Below are 21885 nucleotides of genomic sequence, written 5' to 3'. Positions count from 1 at the left end.
CTCTGCTCCCTCGATAGTGTCCACAATCCATCTTCACAGGATTCCGAACGGCTCCCCCAGCAGGTGTCCTACGTGCCTCGCGCGCCTGACGGCGCACTCGGAAGACGAAGCTGAGCGACCAGTGCATCGGTCGGCGGTTGGGCTCTGCGCGATTTGAAGGCTTCGCGCCCCCGCCGCCCGACCCCACCGTCGGTGCCACTGACACTTCTATCTGGCACAAACTGCGACATCTCTAATCGGCCTAGACAATGTGTGTAGCCGCAAAATGCAAATGTCAGTCCTCTGCAAATAAGTCGTCACAGTCTCCCCTGATCGGATTTGGCCATGTGGAGGCAGAGGCCATGCGGGTGCTGACTTTGAGCGATGCGGAACTGGATAAGCTGGAGATCATACGCGACGTCGATCTTGAACGCATGCCGGCGCGATTGTGTGAGCGAATTGATCCAGATTGAAGGTTCTGGGCATCGCTGGCCCTTTCGCCACGCAAATAAGTCACACAAATTCCAAATCATGGGAGCGCTACCTTGCGCCACCTTGTTTTTGTCCGACTATTTCACCTACACTTGGCTAAACAAAAAATAAGCCCAGGGAGTTGTTATGTCTTCACGTCGAATCTTTCTCGCCTGCATGGTCGCGGCCGGCCTCGCTGTTGCGGCCCCATTGCTTGCCCAAACGGCGCCCGCGCCCATGGTCCTTTATGACGACGGTCTGCAAAACGGCTGGCAGGACTGGAGCTGGGGCACGACCAACACCCTGCAGGCGCCTGCCGGCGCGGTAAAGCCCATCAAGATCGAAGGCGCGCCCTGGTCGGCCTTGCAACTGCATCACGATCCCGTATCGACCGCGGGCTATACCAAGCTGACCTTCTATATCAATGGCGGGCTCGACGGCGGACAAAGTCTGACCGTCCACATCCGGACCTCGGACGGGGTGTCGCAGCCCTCGACCTTTACCATCCAACCCAAGGTGAAAACCTGGGACACGGTGGAGGTGCCGTTAAGGGATCTCGGCGGCGACAACCAAACCATTACCGACGTCATCTTCCAGGCCGGAGGCGATGCGTATAAGCCCTACTATATCACCAGGATCAAACTGCAGTAGAGGCTCCGCGAGGCCTTAACCAACGGATTATAATCAGGACATACGATGGCCAGGTTGACCACGCTCTTTGTTGCCGCGGCGGCACTCCTCTTCGCCGGCGGGACCGCCGCTTTTGCCGATTCTCTTTCCCCAGATCCTTTAGCGCCGACGGGAAAATGGACAGCCAATCCCCACGGTCGGGCACTGACCCCGCCCATGGGCTGGAATTCCTATAACGCCTACGGCGTCGAGGTCGACGAGGCAAAAGTGCTCAGCGCGGCCCAGGCCCTTGTCGACACGAGATTGGCGAAACTGGGCTATGTCTATGTCAATATCGATGACGGCTGGTGGCTGAAGCGCCGCGCCCCGGACGGACGGATGCAGATCCGCACCGAATTGTTCCCATCGGCCAAGGTGAGCGGCGACAGCAGCTTCAAACCCTTCACCGACCGGCTCCATGCCATGGGGCTGAAGGCCGGAATCTACAGCGATATGGGCCGCAATGCCTGTTCTCAGCGCTTCAACCTGACCTCCCCGAGCCTGCCGGTGGGCACGACTGCCGAACGCGAAGTCGGTCTCTACGGCCATGTCGATCAGGATATCGACCTGTATTTCCGTCAATGGGGCTTCGATTATATAAAGATCGACGCCTGCGGCCTCAACTATTACGGCCCCGACGAGGCCGTCATCAAGGCCCAGGGCTATCGCGGCTTTCCGCCGATCATCGACCAGAACGCCATCAACCGCACCGACATTACCCAAGTCAGGGCGCTGTACCAAAGCGTCACCGATGCCCTGGCCAAGAGCGATCCGGACAACGATTTCGTCCTGTCGCTATGCAATTGGGGCACTGCCGATGTTCGTTCGTGGGGCCAGGAGGTCGGCAATATGTGGCGCACCAGCCAGGACATTACGCCCGACTGGACGCGCATGCTGCATACCTTCGACAGCGCCGCGACGCGCGCCCTTTACGCCCATCCCGGCGCCTGGAACGATCCGGACATGCTGGAAGTCGGCCATGGCGATTTCGACGAAAACCACCTGACCGAAGCGCGTTCGCATTTCTCGCTGTGGGCCATGATCAATGCGCCGCTCATTATCGGCTACGATCTGCGCAAGGCGCCGAAATCGCTGATGGATATCTGGGGCAATGCCGATATCGTAAGATTGAACCAGGATCCCGCCGGCAACCAGGCGGTGCTGGAATATATGTCGGACGATGTCGAAATATTCGTCAAGACCCTGAGTAACGGCGACAAGGCGGTGGCCATATTCAACCGCGGCCTGGCGCCGGCTTCGGTCGCCCTGACCAAGGATCATCTTAAGATGACCGGCGAGATTACCTTGACCGACCTGTGGTCGAAAACGATCCAGACTTTTTCGGACGAGACGACCTTTAAGGTGGCGCCGCGCGACACCCTGGTCTTCGAAGCCAAGGGCGCGCGGCAACTTGCCAACGGCCTCTATCTGTCGGAAATGCCGGGCAGCATCCATATTGCCGCCGACGGCGTGATCGTGCCTGAGCCCGATCCCATGGTTCATCGCATGTTGAGCCCCTGGGGAGGCAGCCACGGCGGCGGCACGCGGGCGGCCTATACCGGATGGGGTGGGGCGCAGGCCGATTCCACGCCTTACGATCAAAACCTGCGAATCGACGGGCAGGCCTTTTTGTCCGGAATCGGCATTCTGGCAGGATCGCGCATGGAGGTGAAAAATCGCGGCTTCAACCATTTTGAAGCCGACGTCGGGGTCGACGATACGACCCGCGACCTGAAGGACACAGTGGTGTTCCTGGTCTATGGCGACGGCAAACTGCTGGGTGAAGCGACGGGGCAATACGGCAGGCCGGCGGCGCGGCTGAGCGTGGATGTCACGGGTGTCAGCGTCATCGAGCTGGTGGCCCGCGCCGACAACCGGAGCACCGATCTTCCTCTAATCGTGACTTGGGGAAATGCCGCCGTGATGCACTGAACTATCGGCCTTGACATAACCGTAGCCAAAGCGACGCTCATGCGACATTGCCCGCGGACACTGGCGCAAGGCCCTTCTCTCCATAGTTTGCCCTTCCATCCATAGTTTGAATGTCTTTTAACGTTGAGCGGTTCCAGCCGCCTGACTAGTTCCAACCTGATCCAACAGCAGATGTGCGGTTGCCTCGGCCGATCCGTCGCCTCTTGATCACGAGAGCTTCGCGGTTTGTGGCCCGCTCGCCCTAGAAGGCAACGCCTCATATCCCGTTCTTGCTCGTCAGCCACCTAGCCGCTCGACCGACAAATTCTGCGTATTTTTACAATAGCCCTGAGATCTCCGACTCTATGGTGTGTGCATCGAAAAAGAGGTCAGAGCCCGATGAACCGCCGCCAGTTTACAAGGTCCATAGTCTCGACAGCTTTCGTGTCCGGCATCAGCGCCTCATTTGTCCATCCCAAGGAGACCATGGCCATGACAAAGCCCGCACCGTTCAGCGTTTCGATCTCGGAAACGCAGATTGCCGATCTGAAGACCCGTCTTGACCGAGCACGCTGGCCGCTTGAACCCGATGGCGATAGCTGGGAACGTGGGATACCCGGCAGCTATCTTCGTCAGCTCTCTGACCGGTGGGCCACATTTGATTGGGCCAAACATGAAGCGGCCATCAATCGTTTCGACCAGGTTCTCTTCACTCACGAGCACCAGGACTTCCACGCCTTCCATGTCCGTTCGCCCGAAACCGATGCGGTACCGCTTGTTCTGCTGCACGGCTGGCCGAGTTGCGGATTGGAGTATTTGAAGATTTTTGACGTGCTCGCGAACCCTGTTGCGCATGGTGGCAAAGCTTCCGATGCCTTCCATGTTATTGCACCAACAATGCCGGGTTTCGGGCTGTCGCCGGCCGCAACGACCCCGGGTTGGAACATGGGCAAGGTCGCCGAGGCGGTCCTCTCGCTTGTCTCGGCACTGGGTTACGAACGTTTCGCCGTTCATGGAACCGACATGGGGGCGGGCGTAGCGGGCGAGCTCGATACACGCGCGGCGGGGCGTGTCATCGGCCTTCACACCGGCACGGACAGCGATACTGCGGTCGCCGTTGCCTCGTTCATGAAAGATGCCGCCATGGCGCGAGGCGATCTCAGTGAAGCGCAGAAAGCTGATCTTGCCCATCGGTTTGCAGGCATGGATAACCGCAACGGATATCTCGCGATTCAATCATCGCGACCCAAAACGCTCGGCTTCGCGCTACATGATTCTCCAACTGGCCAGCTCGCATGGATTGCGGAAAAATTCGCGGCATGGACGGATCCGAACAAGGCGCTCATTGAAGACGCCGTCGACCTCGACCAGTTCCTGGCAATCGCGTCGACCTACTGGTTCGGCGGTGGAGGTGCAGGATCCGCGCATGCCATCTGGGAGAGTTTCAGGGCAATGGGCTGGGGCGTGCAGACCGGCACCCCAAAAGGTGTGATCGCGTTCAACTCTGACGACTTGACACGCCCACTTCTCGACCCGCAAAACGCGCTGACCCATTGGACCTCCCGCTCCGATGGCGGTCATTTCCCGGCGATGGAATTGCCCGATGTGCTTGTCGCCGATCTGCGCCTGTTCTTTTCGACTCTCAGGGGGTAGATCCTCCACGGTTCATCGCCAATAAGTTCGCAGACACCAGCGTAAAGGCCCTTTCGAATGTCATTCGATATTGCACAAATACGTTGCCATCACCAACGCCTGACCGGCGCCCAGCCTGTCTCCGCTTCGCAGGTTGTCGAGTGGTTCGGCGCGGTTCAAGCTCAGGATTTCGGCGCCGCGCTATGGGCGATCGGGCAGCGATCGGCAAGTTTGACCGCTGAAGAGGTTACCCGTGCCATTGCGGACAAGCAGATCGTCCGCACCTGGCCCATGCGTGGCACGATCCACTTCGTGCCGGCAGCTGATCTGCGCTGGATGCTCGCCCTGACCGGTGCGCGCGAAAATGACCGCGTCCGTTCGCTACTTCGTGCGCTTGGACACGGTCAAACCACCCTTGATAGCGCCCGCAAGATACTCGAAGCCACTCTGAGCGACGGTCCGCTGACCAGGTCCGAAATATATGCAAAATTTGAGCAGGACGGAATTCCTACAGGCAAGGGCGTGGGGATTCAGATCCTCACCTTCTGGGCCCAATCGGGTTTGATCTGCTTGGCTACCCATCGCGGCAAACAACCGACCTTCGCCCTCCTTGACTGCTGGCTGGCGCCGGCAAAGTCCAATGCGCTCGACCGCGATATGGCGCTGAAGACCTTGGCGGTGCGCTACTTCCGCAGCCATGGCCCGGCTACGGAGGCGGATTTCGCCTGGTGGTCCGGGCTTACACTGACCGTGGCGCGTGAGGCGATCCGGTTGGCGAGCGACGTACTACACGAGCGCATTTTGAATGGCGTGCCGTTCCTGTCGCATGTTGAAAGCCAGCCAGACACATATCCTGACGGCGACGTGCTGCGTCTCCTGTCTCCCTTCGATGAAATCCTGGTCGGCTACAAGGATCGCTCGGCCTACGATCTTCAAACAGGCGCTCCAAACACGGCGCTCACGCTTTTCGGCCGCACGATCCTGCTGAACGGTCGTCTCGCCGGCGCTTGGAAAAAGACTCTCGGAGCAAAATCCGGCCGCGCCACCCTTGAATTCTCGTCCGGAGTGGACGTCCGCGACAGAACGCTGGTTGATGCCGAAATCGCACGGCTTGCTCAATTCCTGGGCATGCCGATTGCCACGGCCTGACCATGGGGGAATGTCAGATCTTGTGAACGGCCTCGAGGTTCGAGGGCAAATACCCCATGATTTTCTTGATGGATTTGGTCATGTGCGGTTGATCCGTGTAACCGAGGTCGACCGCAACGGCCGCCGGCTTGTCGCCGGCCTTCAGCCGGCGCACCGCCTCTTGCGCCCGGCGTATCAACTGAAAATCCTGTTGCGTAATGCCTGTGACCCTCTTGAAGTGTTCCTGGACGGATCGCTTCGACGCTGCCTTTGGATTCGCGGTGAAGGCCTTGGCGACCAGGTCATCCGATTGCAAGAGATTGGCTTCGAGCATCTTATCGGTGAGTTGTTCCGCATTCAGAAAGGTAGGCAATGGGAGTTCCACGCCATTAAGTACAAAACTGTCCTCGTCCATGGGTAGAAATCGCAATCCAGCATTGGTGCCCGTTAGCTTATCCTGCGTTACATATACATGCGCAGAAAATGAGATGACCACTGCGTACTCGCCGGCTGTATAAGGAACATCGACCGGTTCCTTTCCTTGTCCGGTCAGGAAGATAACTGGTGGCTTGTCGGGCGTCACCCTGAAGATGAGGTCCCATGACCCGTCGGGTGTTGCCTTATAGATACCGTCTGTCAGGCACACGGTTTGCCAAACCGTGTCGATAAAGGGATGGAAAGAACTACGTCGTGAGTGCTTTTGGGTCATGATCCGGGTGTCGTCGGTAAGGTCTGCAGTAAGCATCCGTTAGACAGCGAATTCTGACCTGGCTCAAAGCTTTCTTTACCGCATCTTGGTATTGTGGGCTTTCACTGTCTCTTTGAAGGCTGCTCTACGCCATGACTACGCTTGATAGCGCATCGCGTAACCGAACACCCACCATGTTTTGATGTCTTCACCATAGCTTCAGGTCCCCGCGTCCCGGGTCAAGACACGCTTCAATACATGTGTCCGCGCGCAACGTCATCGCGAGCGGACGTCCTTGCCATGTTGCAGACATTGGGGTGTGCGACAGTACGGCAAGAACGGTCACCGGCCGCGATCCGGCAATATCGAGACGCGCATTTATCGATCGACCGCCCTCGCCCCACTGCTGGCTGACGACGCGCGTATTGAGACCGACGCTAAGTGTGCCGTGTTGACAATAGGCCTCAAACCAATTGCGTACCGGGCTCGACAAGGCGCTGAACGGATGCCAGGCGCTGCCGATGCCGGTATCGGCGTCGAAGTTTTCGTAGGTCCGGCCGCTGCGTGTGATTTCAGCGCTGTAGACATCCAGTGCGGTCATGGCCACGCGCCAGGCAATGTCACCCTGGCCGTAATCAAGCAGAGCCTTCCACATGAACCATTGATGCGGCATCCACACGGTCCCGTTCCAATATCCGGCGGCGTTGTAATAGGACGCGCGACGATCGACGGCGGTAATGCCGGAGGGTGTCCAAAGGCGGCCGGGCGTCATCAGATTATCGATCAGGCGTTGCACCTGCGCCGGCGTACAGATATCGGCCACCAAAGGGCTGACGCCATCCAGGCCCATGTTGAAGTTTTCACCAGCGGGGGAGCGCCACTGTCCGACCGGCGCCTTGTTGTCATCATGTTCGACATAGGCAAAATAGCCCGAGGTCTCATCCCAGCTCCAGGTCTGCAGGGCCTCGCTCAGCGACGCGATATCGGCTTGCCATTCCTTGAGGTCCTTGGTCGCGCCTATGGCCCGGGCCACCTGGCACAGGATCTTCGCACAACGAATAACGTGGGCCGAGGTCATGACTGGCGCCACGCGGTCCGCCTTTTTCCGGCTATGGACGGCCATCTGCGCCGGATAGTCGTCCATGCCGCCGGTATTGTAGAAATAGTCATATGTGCGGATCAGCCCGGACTTCAGTGTGCGACAGGTCGAGCCCGTCTCGCGGCCAAGCAAAAATCGCAGATATCGCGCCAGCCGTGGATAGCGCGCCCGCGCAAAGCTCAGATCGCCATTGCGATTCCATAGTTCCTGAAACAGATAGACCTGTGTCGGCAAGGGTGTGCCGTGGTGCAGGAAAGCCGCCTGTTCGTCATCGACCGGGCTGAGATAGGTGTCGAGCAGCGCCGTTGCCAGCCGCGGCGACCTGCGTGCAAGTCCCAGGCCGGTAAAGCCGGAATCCCACGTATAGACCGACGCCCACTCGCGTCCGGGACAGTAGTTGCGCACCCACTGCCCACCCGTCCAGATCGGGAAAAGCATATTGGTGGCGATGGTGGCCAATAGCCGCTCCGCACCTTCCTGATGGCTTTGTGCTATGATGCCCGGCACAACGGTGAAGGCTGCGCGCGCGGCATCGAGGCGCTGGTCAAGATCCATGGCCCGCAAGTGCTGCAGTGTTTGCGTCAACTGCAGCGCATCCCCGGTTGCCACGAAGATGTCGCGCACAACGGTCTCGCCGGCTTTCAGGTAGACCACGGCCGGCGCAGCGATCGTCAGGTGCCCGGGGCCATCGCCCTGCGGCAGCCGGTTCATGTCGAACAGGCTGGGGTCGTTCAAAGCGCCGTCGAGCGTACGCAGATCATCGACACGCGCGGAATGAATATAGGCCGTGCCACCGCTCCAGGCCAGGCCGTAGGCCCTGCTGGTTTCCTCAGGAAAGGTCATGATCGTTTGACCGGCCGCGACATCATCTTGCCTTTGCGCCGCCAGTTTCCAGATGTGCGGCGTGAACACGACCGCGTCAAGTTCCTCTGCCTCGACCACGGCGAACCCATTGAGTTCGATGGGCTGGCCGCCAAGCGCGGTCAGGGAAAGCACCTGTTCCCCGGCTTTCACGGCGCCGACCGGCACATCAAGCGTCTGAAAGCCGGCATCTGCAGCATCGGCTGCGAAGGCGACATCGGCCCCAAACAACCCCCGACCGCGGAAGGTGCTCGTCCCGCGACGCATGCGAAAGCGAAAACGCACTACGCCGTTCTTCAGGGCGTGCGGCATGTCAAAGCGCCATTGCACCTGGTCCGCCGCCGTATTGCCGAAGCCCTGGCCGATACCGGCCGAGCCGACAAAGCCGTCGTCGAAAATCTCGCCGCGCCGCCGGCCATCGGTAACCAGGTGATCGTCAAACCGCCCCTCACCCCATTCGAAGCGCTCATAATGCAGGGCATGAACCCACAGGGCCGAGACCGGCAGGCCGATATCCGACGGGCTGACAGGCGCGCCCTTGACGGCGCGATGCGGGATGCCGGACGCGTCTTCGTTACGCGTGCGCGGCGGATTCGAAGGTGGCGCCAACCGTGCGATCCAGTTCAGGACGACCGGCCAGGTCGTGGCGGAGCGGTTACGCAGGGTCGCCCGCAGCATGCCACCGGCCGCGGACAGGGCCAGCCATTCCAGCCGCACAGTGACGCCACTCACCAGCTCATAGTCCCAGGCGATATATCCAAGATCCGGATCGGCGCGCACCGGCTGCATGGCCAAACCCATTTCCGCATAGGGCATAAGGGTTTCACGGCGCAGGATTGCAGGCGCCAAGGCAAAATCCATGCGTAGTCCGCGCTCACGGTCGGTGATATGCGAAATACCGTTCAGGTGATCGCTATAGGGTCCCCACTCCGGTAGCGGCACATCTCTGTGGTCGGGACGGCGCCAGTAGACGTGGCCGGCGTCGAGTGTCATCGGCCTAGTCGCTGCCGACGCCGCTCGCTTGTTTTCCAGTGCAACTGCCGGGTCTGTCGATAGGACGATGGCCAGCGGCGTGACACCTTGCAGAAGGTGCCTGCGCGAAGGTTTGAAGGCCAATGCCATTGTGAATGCCTCTTCCTGTCAATTTTCGTTAGTCGGCTAATCGCGTGGTTACCGTCGGGCGCTCAGTCTGTTGCCAGGAGCCAAGGTCCAACACCTCTATTTTGTAGAATTTTTATACCACTTTTTAGTTTTACGGAAAAATTGTTTGACCAATCCGGCATTCGCTCTAAATTGGTTTACAAATACGGATGACCACGGCGTGCCGCCAGCGCAACCGACAGACGATTTTTTGTAGCTGAAACATCATAAAAAACAAAATACTGCGTTGTGAAAATGAAGTCAGTCAAATGACCACGGAGCAGCGGAAATGGGCAGGATGAAAACGACCGAGAGAGATCGCCGGGCCTATCAGGTGGTGGGGAATGACCTCATCCGACGCATCCGCGAAGGGGAATTCCGCGTCGTCGGCCGCTTGCCGCCCGAACGGGACCTGGCCGACGCCTATGAAGTCGGCCGCACGGTTATCCGCGATGCCCTGGTTATGCTTGAGGTCAAGGGGCTAATCGAGCCAAGGCAGGGATCGGGGGTCTACATCACGCGCAAGGCCTATAAGGTCGAGCCGATCGAGCCCATCGACATGCCGCTGGCGTCATCGCGCGACGCCCTGCCACCTGCCGGCCCCTTTGAATTGCTCCAGGCGCGGCAGTGGCTGGAAAGCCATATCGCGCGTTTGGCCGCGCTGAACATGACCGACGACGACCTGGCGAGCATCCAATCGGCCTATGACGACCATAGCCAGGCCCAATCCGACGGTGCCAAGGAAAGCCTGGATATCCAGTTTCATATGTCGATCGCGCGGGCTACCCAGAACCCCGAACTGGCCGCCCTGGTCGAGCAGCTATGGCACCGGCGCGACAACAATCCAATGTGGCGCAACCTGCACAGGCGTATCAAAGACTCTCAGTATCGGGAACGCTGGGTGCATGATCATGGACGAATCGTCGATGCCATGCGCCGTCGTGATGGCGAGGCCGCCTATGTTGCCATGTGGAACCATATTGAAAACGTCAAGTCCTTCCTCCTCGACTCGAGTGATACCGACACCGGCAAGGACATGGCGAAGCTCACCCTGCCAGCCAGTCGGCAGCCACGCCTGAACGCCTGACGACCGGGAGACTTCATCATGCCCATAAGACCTTCGCGCCGCCAGATCCTGTTGCAGACCCTGACCGCCGGCCTGGCAACGGGCCTGCCGACTATTGTCAAGGCAGCTGAACCGTGGTCGCTCCCGGCGCGGGACGTTCTGACACGCCTGATCGGCGCGCACGCAAAGGCATTTCAGCTGGCCGTCGATCCCGCCGGTGAAGACGGGAGCCCGTGGTATCAGGTGACGAGCCGCAGCGGCCAGGTCACCGTCAGGGGATCGTCCCCCATCGCCCTGACCCGCGGCGCCTATGCCTATCTGAAAGACACCGGTGTGGCCTCACTCAGCTGGGAAGGCGCACGGGTCGACCTGCCGTCACGTCTTCCGCCGCTTGAGACGGGCAGAATCACAACGCCCTTTCAGCACCGCGCCTATATGAACACCTGTACCTTCGGCTATACGACACCGTGGTGGACCTGGGCCCGTTGGGAACGCGAAATCGACTGGATGGCGTTGCACGGTATCGACATGCCGCTGGCCATGGAAGGACAGGAGTTTGTCTGGCGCGCCCTGTGGCGCGAGTATGGCGTGACGGACGCCGAGCTTGGCGCCTATTTCTCCGGCCCAGCTTTTACCCCCTGGCAGCGTATGGGCAATATCGAAGGCTATGAGGCCCCCCTGCCCGCGGCATGGATCGACAAGAAGCACGATCTGCAGGTGCGCATTCTGGACCGCATGCGCAGCCTCGATATGAAGCCCATCCTGCCCGCCTTCGCCGGCTATGTCCCCAGGGCCTTTGCGGAGAAACATCCGCAGGCCCGGATCTACACGATGCGCGCCTGGGAAGGCTTCAATGCCACCTATTGGCTCGATCCGGCCGATCCCCTGTTTGCCGGAATTGCCAGCCGATTTATCGCGCTTTACAGCGCGACCTACGGTGCCGGAGACTATTATCTTGCTGACGCTTTCAATGAGATGCTGCCGCCGATCGCTGCGGATGGCGCCGATGCCGCCAAGGCCAGCTATGGCGATGCGACAGCCAACAAGGCGGCCATCGAAGCCGTCCCGCCGGAACTCAAGAAAGCCCGATTGGCTGACTATGGCCAGGCCATCTATGCCTCCATCCAAAACGCGCAGCCGGACGCGGTCTGGGTCATGCAGGGCTGGCTGTTCGGCGCCGATCAGGTGTTCTGGACGCCGGAAGCCATCGGCGCCTTCCTGAGCCGGGTACCCGACGACCGAATGATGGTGCTGGATATCGGCAATGACCGCTATCCCGACGTGTGGAAAAACGCTCAGGCCTACCAGGGCAAGGGCTGGATCTACGGCTATGTCCACAATTACGGCGGCAGCAATCCCCTGTATGGCGATCTCGACTTCTATCGTGAAGACATAGGTGCGATGGCGATCAACCCACAAAAGGGCAATCTGCGCGGCTTCGGTGCCTTCCCGGAAGGACTGCACAACAATTCCATCGTTTACGAATATCTCTATGATCTGGCCTGGAGTAACGGGAATCAAAGCCAGGAAGACTGGCTACAGGTCTATACGCGCGCCCGTTACGGCCGAACCTCGCCTGAGTTGATGAGTGCCTGGCGCGACTTCAGTGGGGCGGCCTACCACACCCGTTACTGGACGCCACGCTGGTGGCACAGCACGGCGGGCGCCTACCTGCTGTTCAAGCGACCAGATGCCGCTATGGCCGATTATGATGCAGCCCCCGGCGACAGGGTCCTGCTGAAACAGGCCGTGGTCAAGCTACTGGCGCTTTCAGGGTCATATGGAAGCGCACCCTTGTTCCGTAACGATGTGATCGATGCCACGCGCCACCTGGTTTCCATCGAGATCGACAGTTTGTTGTTGAAGGCGATCCGGGCCTTTCAGGCCGGCGAGATCGAGGCCGGCGATCGGCTGCTTGCCAAGGTTTCCGCCCTGACATCGACACTCGATCTCCTGTTAGGCGCCCAGCAGGAATGTCTCGCCAGCTGGATCGACAACGCCCGGGCCTATGGCGACACGCCGGCAGACTGCGCCTATTATGCCCGCAACGCCCGGGCGCAAATCACCGTCTGGGGCGGCAAAGGTAACCTGCACGATTACGCCTCCAAGGCCTGGCAGGGGCTATATTCAGACTTCTACCTGCCGCGCTGGACACAGTTTCTGGCGGCCTTGCGCCAGGCCTCGCTCGACAAGCTCCCGTTCGATCAGGCGGCGTTCACGGCGCAGATCACGCGCTGGGAACACGACTGGGTCGATCGCGACGTCGCTTGCGTCCGCCGTCGTCCGCAACATCCCCTCAAAATCGCGCGCGACCTGGTTGCCCGCCTCGCACAGGACTGAAGACCTTTCCATGGAGAAACACCGTTCCCTCGCCCTGGATGTGTTTCGCGGCCTGACCGTCTGCGTCATGATCGTGGTGAATACATCGGGCGCCGGCGCCGAACCCTTCGCCACCTTGCAACACGCCAAATGGTTCGGCTTTACCCTGGCGGACGTCGTTTTCCCGTCCTTTCTGTTCGCCGTCGGCAATGCGCTGTGCTTCGCCATACGGCCGGGTGTGGCACATTCCGACTTCCTGCTGAAAGTCCTCAAACGCACAGCCATCATCTTCCTGCTCGGGTTTTTGATGTACTGGTTCCCCTTTGTCCATCAGACCCAGGACGGGACCTGGGCATTCAATCCGCTCGGCGAAACCCGGATCATGGGCGTGCTGCAACGCATTGCCCTATGCTACGGACTGAGCGCGCTGGCCGTGCGTTATCTCACGGTTCGGCAGATCGTCATTCTGTGTGTCGCGCTGCTGCTTGGTTATTGGGCAGCGTTGATGGCCCTGGGCCCGCCGGGCGAACAGTTGAGCCCGCTCGGTAATATCGGTGCGCAGCTCGACCGTGCCGTGCTGGGCCTGCCGCACATGTATCGCAAGGGCCATGGCTACGATCCCGAAGGCCTGCTAGGCACCCTGCCCGCCATGATCAATGTGCTGGCGGGCTATCTCGCCGGCCGGTTTATCTCGGCACGCGCCGTCGACAGCGCAACCGTAAAGATCCTTGTGATCTGGGGCGCCGCCCTGGTCATTCTGGCCCTGGCCTGGAGCCTGCCCTCCCCCGTTTCCTTTCCCTTGGCCAAGCGTCTGTGGACCAGCAGTTTCGTTCTGCTGACCATCGGAATCGACCTGCTGATACTGGCCGCATTGATCGCCTATTGTGAGATTGCGGGGCAGACATTCGGCGTCCGGTTCTTCCAGATCTTCGGCAAGAATCCCTTGGCCATCTATCTGTTTTCGGAACTGTTCGTCACTGTTTTGCAATTGATCAAGACGCCCGGAGGCACAGGCCTTTATGACTGGATCGGCATCGAGCTGTTCCAAAAGGTCGCGCCCGGCGCCATTGGCTCGTTGCTGTGCGCGGTGGCCTACATGCTGGTGTGTTGGGGACTGGGACTATATCTCGATCACCGGAAGATCCTGATCAAGATCTGATCTCCAGAAGCAGGGAATGAATATTTCATATCTTTAAAAACGAGAAAATATATTCCGCAACAGGGCATGGTCTGCCATACTGCGCGAATAATCAAAACAGAGGAGAACCCCCATGCTGAAACCGGACAGACGCAAGGTCCTGCAGGCGGCCGCCCTCCTGAGCACGTCCGCGCTCAACCTGCCGGCGCGCGCGGAAACCACACCCCTGCCCGGCGGCCACGAGGGTCTCGCGCCGCGCGTTCGGTTGCTGCTGGACTTCGACTGGCGTTTCTCGCTTGGCCATGCCGCAGACGTCAATCGCGACTACGGTTTCGGCCGTGATCAAAAGACCTTTGCCAAGCAAGGCGCCGCCTTTGCCGCGCCGGTGAGCGCCACCTTCGATGACAGCACCTGGCGCGCGATCAACCTGCCCCACGACTGGGCGGTGGATCTGCCTTTCTTCAAGAACGAATATTTTATCCCCCCGAAGAACGCTGACGATGGCGACCCGGCGGCGGGTCACGGCTACAAGGCTATCGGCCGAAAATTTCCGGAAAACAGCATAGGCTGGTATCGCAAGGTCTTCACGCTCGACAAGGCCGACGAAAATCGGCGCCTGACCCTGGAATTCGACGGCGTCTTCCGCGACGCCGTGGTGATTTTCAACGGCTATATACTGACACGGCACGAAAGCGGCTACACCTCGTTCAGCGTCGATATCAGCAACTTTATTGATACGGACGGCGGCCCCAATGTGCTTCTGGTGCGCGTCGATGCCACGCTGGGTGAAGGCTGGTTCTATGAAGGGGCGGGCATCTACCGCCATGTCTGGCTGGTCAAGACGGAGCGAGCCTACATTCCGCAATGGGGCGTGTGGGCCACGGGCGCGACCTCTGGTCAGGTGACGCTGGAAACCCGGGTCGCCAACGCCAGCGACGATGCGCGCAGGCTGGAACTGCGCTCGACTCTGTACGACGCCGCGGACAAGCCGGTGGCCGATGCACGTATCTCATTTGAGGTGGCGGCCCGGGCGGAGACGACCATCAACCAGTCGGCCGCCATCCCGTCGCCGCATCTGTGGTCACTGGACGATCCGCATCTGTATACAGTCCGCACCGAGATACGGGACAAGGACCACCTGGTCGACGTCGCCGTCACGCGTTTCGGTCTGCGCGATATCCGCTTCGACGCAAAGGAAGGCTTTTTTCTCAATGGCCAATGGCTGAAGATTCGTGGCGCCAACAACCATCAGGACCACGCCGGCGTCGGCGTGGCCATACCCGACGCCCTGCAAACCTGGCGGGTCAGGCAATTAAAAGACATGGGCGCCAACACCTGGCGCTGCGCCCATAATCCGCCGACACCGGAATTGCTGGACGCCTGTGATCGCCTCGGCATGCTGGTCGTAGATGAAACCCGGTTGATGACGTCGACGCCCGAAGGTCTGTCGCAGTTGCAGGACATGATCCGCCGCGACCGCAATCATCCGTCCATCATCCTATGGTCGATCGGCAATGAGGAGACGTCGCAACAAGGGACGGCGCGTGGCCTGAAGATCGCGCTCGACATGCGCCGCGCCGTCAAGGCGCTGGATCCGACGCGGCCGGTGACCGCCGCCATGAACCATTACCAGGGCTATGGCATCACGCCCGCCCTCGATGTCATGGGTTTCAACTACCACGAAGCCGATATCGAGCCCTTCCGCAAGCTTTACCCCGACATGCCGATCGTCGGCACGGAGACTGCCAGCGCCGTTTCGACACGCGGCGAATATGTCCGCGACGAGGCCAAGGGCTATGTCCGTTCCTACGACCTGGACGCGCCGTCCTATGCCCTGACGGCCGAGGCCTGGTGGACGCTTTACAATTCGAAGCCCTATCTGTCCGGCGGGCTGGTATGGACCGGGTTCGATTATCGCGGCGAACCGACTCCCTTCAACCGCTGGCCCGAGATATCATCGCATTTCGGCATTCTCGACACCTGCGGCTTCCCCAAGGACATCTATTACTATTACCGGTCCTGGTGGCAAAACGAGCCCGTCCTGCACCTTTTCCCGCACTGGAACTGGGAAAAAGGGCAAAGCATCCCTGTCTGGGTGTATGCGAATCTCGATGAGGTCGAGTTGTTCGTCAATGGCGTAAGCGCCGGCCGGAAGACGGTGATCAAGGACAGGCACCTGGAGTGGGCCGTCTCCTATGCGCCGGGCAAGATCACGGCCTACGGATACAAGAACGGCAAGGTGGTCATGAAGCAGACCCGCGAAACCGCCGGCCCTGCCTATCGCCTTGGCCTGACCGCTGACCGTTTGACCTTGAACGCCGATGGCGAAGACGTCGCCATGCTGAGGGCCGAAGTCTTCGACAAGGCAGGTATTGCTGTCCCAAATGCCGCCAATCTGATTCATTTCGACGTCGAAGGACCGGGAGAGATCATCGGCGTCGGCAATGGTAACCCGACCAGCCTCGAAGCCGACAGGGCGACTTTCCGTCATGCGTTCAACGGCCTGGCCCAGGCCATCGTGCAGACACGGCGGCGGGAAAAGGGTGAGATCGTTATAACGGCCCACTCAGACGCGCTACTTCCCGCCCGGCTGTCTCTGAGGGCCGGTGCCATCACACTGCGTCCGCAAATTTAGCCGCTTTGGCGCGGTTATCGAGCGGAAGATTCGGTCACCGAGGCTGGTCCCGCAGGGAAACAATGTGGCGTTCCCGCTACACATCCTGCCTTTTTATGTCGGGATCACCGACGGTTCGCCATTTTTGATTTCGCACCAACTCGTTGCTTTTTATAATATTATTATGATTATTTGTGGCTGCCTGGCCGGAATATGGAATTTCCGTGCCTCAAAATTGCAATAAAAATATCAAATTTGAAATTAGCGGAATTGACATTCTATAATATCAATCCTACCCTTCAGCGTCGGCAAGGTTTCGCGATGATTGCGGGTCATTTGGATCACGTCATTTCCCGCTTTTTCACGGACCGCCGGACACAAAAAAACAGGCGGCTTACGCTTTCAGCATCAGCCGCTTAAAAACAGGGCCACACAATGAATTCCAACCTCTTTGCTTGGGCCGCTTCCGTATCGGACATTTAAAGCTTCGGGTCCTGGCCTGAAATCTTGAAGTCCACCCAGTAGAGTTCAATTTAGTCCATCCAAACCCTTCTTTTTCATGGCACGTCGGACACGGGTTCGGCGGTATTCCAAGGCTAAAATTGGTCGGCCAATTGTGAAAATATGGTTGTAATGGTCTTGCAAAATAGGAAAACCCACGCCGGACGCTGCCGGCCTACCTACTGAAGGCAGCTTTGAGCGCGGGATAATTTGGACAGTAACAGGAGAAAACCCCATGGTTGAGACAAAGAAAAAAAATAATACCTTCAGAGTTAGCTTGCTCGGCGCCAGTATGCTGGTCGGTTGTGCATTCAGCCCTGCCTATGCCCAGGACGCAGCCCCGGCCGCAGCCCCCGCGGACGACAGCACAGTCGTCGTCGTGACCGGCTTCAAAAAGAGCTATGCCGACGCCGTGCGGGCCAAGCGCAACAATATCGAAATCACCGATGGCATTTCCTCGGATGGCCTGGGCCGCTTTCCCGATCTGAACGTCGGTGAAGCGCTGCAGCGCATTCCTGGCGTCCAGATCAATCGCGAAGCCGAAGGCCGTAACGCCACCATCGGGTTGCGCGGCATGCCGGGCTATTATGCCCGCACGACCCTGAACGGCCAGGCCTTCGCTGAGCCCCCCGTCGTCAACACCACAGGCGGGGCCGACAGCACGCCGCTGGGCGCGTTCAACTCGGATATCTTCACCGCCTTCGTCATCGAAAAGTCGCCGATGGCCAATGCCCAGTCTGGCGGCCTGTCGGGCAATATCGACATGCAGATCGCCCCTGCCCTGTCGCGCAAGGATGGCGGCTTCGCGAAGGCGTCATATGAATACAATACGCTCGGCGAACTCGGCGCCCCGGCCTTCACCCTGGGCTATAACAAGCATATTTCGCCCAATTTCGCGGTCTTTGGCACGGTGGCCTACAAGAAGGAAAACTTCCGCCGCGACACCCTGCGCTACAACAGCTACAGCCGCCTGACCCTGGAAAATTCCGGCCTGAGCAAGGCGGACTTCGCCTCGAAATACGGCACCTATTATTCGGACGGCACGTCCTGCGACACGGTCGCCAATCCGTTCTGTAAAACCCTCTATTCCGTCCTCGGTAACGACGCGAGTTACACCACCTCGGCGACCGGCTCTCAGGGCAAGGATGGCGTCTACTATCTCGACTTCCTGCGCCAATATACCCGCATGAATGTCGGCGACCTGTGGACGGCATCGGGCGGTCTGGAATGGAAGCCCAACGACAACTCCAAGTTCGGCCTCGTCGGCTACTATACCAAGCGCGACCTGCCCGACACGATACAGTACTTCCTGCTGAACGGCGCTTTCGTCGGCACCGGCGGTGTCCTGTCGACCATCACCCCTTCCGGTACACCGGAAATGATGTCCGATGGCCGCGCCCTGTTTCAGAAAGTCAGCTACGGCAATTACGACGGCAAGTCGTCCGCTCGCCTCTATTCGCAACACCAGGCGTCCAAGGGCCTGATCGCCAATGGCGACTGGCACAATGAAGACTGGCGCCTCAACAGTGTGCTGACCTATTCGGAATCGTCGAACTCATCCGTCGAGTCCGAATTCGACCTGCGCACCGTCCCGCTGGCCGGCGGCAATGGCCTGAACGCGACGATCGATACCGGTTTCGGCAGCCTGTCGAGCTTCTCGAACACGTCGTCGCCGACACCGCAGCAGCACATTTTCAACTATGCCTTCCACGACTCCTCGCCGGCGACCTGTCCCGGGGCCACCACCATGATGGCAAACGTGTGGAACTGGTCGAAGTGCGATCCTGAAAATCTCTACAGCGCAGATGGCAAGTACATCCTGAATCTGTCGGGCAGCGAAAGCTTCGCCAAGAATACCGTCACGGCGGCCCAAGTCGACGTCGAACGCTATCTCGACTGGGGTCCGTTTACCAGCATCCAGGCCGGCGTCCGCTTCGAGGGCAATCACTACAATCGCCGCGGCTACCGCAACATGGCGTATGGGGCTCAGACCCAGAACATCACGCAATCCATGCTGATTGCGCCACCGTCCAATAACGACTTCATGGAGGGCGACGCCGCTATTACCCAGAACTGGCAGGTGATCGACCCGATCGCCTTCCTGTCGGCCGTGACGCCGGTTACGGCCTACAACGGCGGCGAACTGACGGGCGTCGGCCTCAACACCTACTTTGGTGACGGTGCTTACGCAACGGGCAATTACGACGTCTATAACGACCTGTCCGAGGCCTATATCCAGGCCAAGTATGAAGTGTCGCTTCTGGGCCACCGCGTGCGCGGTAATGTTGGGCTGCGTTCGGAAACCACGCAATACAAGGTCACAACCCTCGACAAGACGGCCAACTTCCCCGGTAGTATCGGCAATGTCGGTTCGGCGTCGTACTTTGCCTGGCACACCTACGAGGACAAGTACAGTCACCTCCTGCCCTCAGCCATTTTCGTTGCCGACATTACCCACGACATGGTTCTGCGCGGCGCCTTCTACAAGACATATGTCCGCCCGCTGCCTCAGGCCAGCAACCCGGTCCAGACCATCTCGACCTCGGTCGACGCCCAGTCGACCACTGCCAACCCCATCACGGACGTCAATGTCCAGTACTCGAGTAGCCGTCTGAATCCCTACACGGCGGACTCCTACGACCTGTCCTGGGAATGGTATAACCGCCCGAACGGCGTGATCTCGCTGGCCTGGTTCAAGAAAAAGCTGCAGAACCGCGTCGAAGGCATCACCGATCCAGCTATCCTGTGTCCGACCGACGGCGGCGGCCTGGGTTATGGCACGTTTGCCTGGGATGGAACCAACTGCAACGCCTCCAAGACGGACACGTCGGGCGGCGTGGTGACGACCTACCGCATCAAGGCGTCCGGCCTGTATAATGTCGACAAGCCGACCTATGTCGAAGGCATCGAGTTCAATATCCAGCAGAACCTCGACTTCCTGCCGGGCTTCTGGAAGAATTTCGGCGGCAGCTTCAACTACGCCTTCACCCAGGCCAAGCAGACCGGCTCCGGCGCTCAAGCTGCGCCCTTCCCCGGCATCTCGAAGAACACCTTGAACACGATCGTGTATTACGAGACGCCGAAATACGGTATCCGCGCCGTCTACAACTACCGCTCGGCCTATCCGTTGACCGCGGCCGGCACCTATACCGGCGCTGCCCGCATCGCGGCGGCCCGTGGCCAGCTCGACCTGTCGGCGTCGTACAATCTCAACGACCGGGTGACCCTGTCGCTCGATGCGTACAACCTGACCAACTCCTATCGTAACGAATACGAAACCGATCCGCGTATGGTCCGCTGGATCGACTACGACGGCCGTACCTTCACCTTCACGGCGAAGGCCTCGTTCTAACCTCCTACCCCCATGGGCGGAGCCTCCTTGAAAAGAGGCTCCGCCGCTTTTTTAGTTGCCCAACTTCTCCCAAATCCCTCATGCCCAGAATTACCGCTGCCCGTGTCATCGTCTCCTCGCCCGGGCGCAACTTTGTCACGCTGAAGATCGAAACCGCCGACGGTACGTATGGAATCGGCGACGCCACCCTGAACGGGCGTGAATTGGCGGTGGCCAGTTATCTCACCGACCATGTCATCCCTTGCCTGATCGGACGCGATGCCCACTGTATCGAGGACATCTGGCAATTCCTGTATCGCGGTGCCTACTGGCGCGGTGGCCCGGTCGGCATGACCGCCATCGCTGCCGTTGACATGGCCTTGTGGGATATCAAGGGCAAGGTCGCCGGCCTTCCCGTGTACCAGCTTCTCGGCGGCGCCTGCCGCTCCGCTGTCACCGTCTACGGTCATGCCAACGGCGAGACCATCGACGACACCATCGCCGAAGCCCTGAAATACAAAGCCATGGGTTACAAGGCCATCCGGCTGCAGACCGGCATACCGGGCCTGCCCTCGACCTACGGAGTTTCAAACGACAAGCTGTTCTATGAACCGGCCGACAATGACATGCCGAGCGAGAACCTGTGGTCGACCACCCGCTATCTCAGTCACATACCCAAGCTGTTTATCGCCGCGCGCGAGGCCCTGGGCTGGGACGTACACCTGCTGCATGACGTCCATCACCGCCTGACTCCGATCGAGGCGGGCCGGCTGGGCAAGGATCTCGAGCCCTACCGCCTGTTCTGGATGGAGGATGCGACCCCGGCCGAAAACCAGGAAGCCTTTCGCCTGATCCGCCAGCATACGACCACGCCGCTTGCCGTGGGTGAAATTTTCTCGAACATCTGGAACTGCAAGGACCTGATCCAGAACCAGCTGATCGACTATATCCGGGCGACCGTCCTGCACGCCGGCGGCATCAGCCATATGCGCAAGATCGCTGCCTTCGCCGATATTTATGGCGTGCGGACCGGTTGCCATGGCGCCACCGACCTGTCGCCAGTGACCATGGCCGCCGCCCTGCACCTCGACATGTCGATTCCCAATTTCGGCCTGCAGGAATATATGCGCCATACCGCCGAAACCGACGCCGTTTTTCCCCACGCCTACAGCTTTGCCGACGGCCGCCTGCATCCGGGCGATGCGCCCGGCCTGGGTGTCGATATCGACGAGTCGCTCGCGGCCCGATATCCCTACAAACGTGCCTACCTGCCGGTCAACCGTCTGGAGGACGGCACGATGTTCAACTGGTAATTCCGCAATTTCCCCGGCAGACGAC

Annotated in this window: 12 protein-coding genes; 10 read left to right on the top strand and 2 right to left on the bottom strand. The window is 59.7% G+C overall.

The genetic code is table 11. The features are described from left to right. Positions 1-597: 597 nt before the first annotated feature. From AC1DXO_RS23230 to AC1DXO_RS23215, 4 genes are all read left to right on the top strand, one after another. Positions 598-1101, top strand: a complete 504-nt coding sequence (locus AC1DXO_RS23230; protein ID WP_476980586.1) for a hypothetical protein — start codon at positions 598-600, stop codon at positions 1099-1101. 45 nt (positions 1102-1146) lie between these two features. Further along, on the top strand, positions 1147-3051 hold the full coding sequence (locus AC1DXO_RS23225) for an NPCBM/NEW2 domain-containing protein (protein WP_476980585.1): 1905 nt from the start codon (positions 1147-1149) through the stop codon (positions 3049-3051). A 471-nt stretch (positions 3052-3522) separates the two neighbouring features. Beyond that, positions 3523-4683 (top strand): epoxide hydrolase family protein, encoded by a 1161-nt coding sequence (locus tag AC1DXO_RS23220; RefSeq protein ID WP_476980584.1) that lies wholly within the window; start codon positions 3523-3525, stop codon positions 4681-4683. A gap of 57 nt (positions 4684-4740) precedes the next feature. Continuing rightward, positions 4741-5811, top strand: a complete 1071-nt coding sequence (locus AC1DXO_RS23215; RefSeq protein ID WP_476980583.1) for a winged helix DNA-binding domain-containing protein — start codon at positions 4741-4743, stop codon at positions 5809-5811. A gap of 13 nt (positions 5812-5824) precedes the next feature. Here the strand turns inward: AC1DXO_RS23215 and AC1DXO_RS23210 are convergent, their stop codons facing one another. Then, positions 5825-6499: a helix-turn-helix domain-containing protein gene (locus AC1DXO_RS23210; protein ID WP_476980582.1), complete on the bottom strand. Its 675-nt coding sequence runs from the start codon at positions 6497-6499 to the stop codon at positions 5825-5827. A 187-nt stretch (positions 6500-6686) separates the two neighbouring features. Continuing rightward, a complete protein-coding gene (locus AC1DXO_RS23205) occupies positions 6687-9560 on the bottom strand; it encodes an MGH1-like glycoside hydrolase domain-containing protein (RefSeq protein ID WP_476980581.1) in 2874 nt (957 codons plus the stop codon). A 316-nt stretch (positions 9561-9876) separates the two neighbouring features. Here AC1DXO_RS23205 and AC1DXO_RS23200 point away from each other — a divergent pair, with 316 nt between their 5' ends. The 6 genes from AC1DXO_RS23200 (at position 9877) to manD (ending at position 21860) form a co-directional block, all read left to right on the top strand. Next, positions 9877-10665, top strand: coding sequence for an FCD domain-containing protein (locus AC1DXO_RS23200; RefSeq protein WP_476980580.1), 789 nt, complete (start codon positions 9877-9879; stop codon positions 10663-10665). A gap of 18 nt (positions 10666-10683) precedes the next feature. After that, the gene (locus tag AC1DXO_RS23195; protein ID WP_476980579.1) at positions 10684-12984 is read left to right on the top strand and encodes an alpha-N-acetylglucosaminidase; all 2301 of its coding nucleotides are present in this window, start codon (positions 10684-10686) and stop codon (positions 12982-12984) included. Between the two features lie 10 nt (positions 12985-12994). Further along, positions 12995-14122, top strand: coding sequence for an acyltransferase family protein (locus tag AC1DXO_RS23190; RefSeq protein WP_476980578.1), 1128 nt, complete (start codon positions 12995-12997; stop codon positions 14120-14122). Positions 14123-14234: 112 nt separating this feature from the next. After that, positions 14235-16736 (top strand): beta-galactosidase GalA, encoded by a 2502-nt coding sequence (gene galA, locus AC1DXO_RS23185; RefSeq protein WP_476980577.1) that lies wholly within the window; start codon positions 14235-14237, stop codon positions 16734-16736. 772 nt (positions 16737-17508) lie between these two features. After that, entirely contained in the window at positions 17509-20568 is a 3060-nt protein-coding gene (locus AC1DXO_RS23180; RefSeq protein WP_476980576.1) for a TonB-dependent receptor, read from the top strand. A gap of 80 nt (positions 20569-20648) precedes the next feature. Further along, a complete protein-coding gene (gene manD, locus AC1DXO_RS23175; RefSeq protein ID WP_476980575.1) occupies positions 20649-21860 on the top strand; it encodes a D-mannonate dehydratase ManD in 1212 nt (403 codons plus the stop codon). Positions 21861-21885 lie beyond the last annotated feature (25 nt).

This window comes from Asticcacaulis sp. P2_C5 (assembly GCF_056404555.1).
This window is presented reverse-complemented; position numbering and strand designations above follow the sequence as displayed.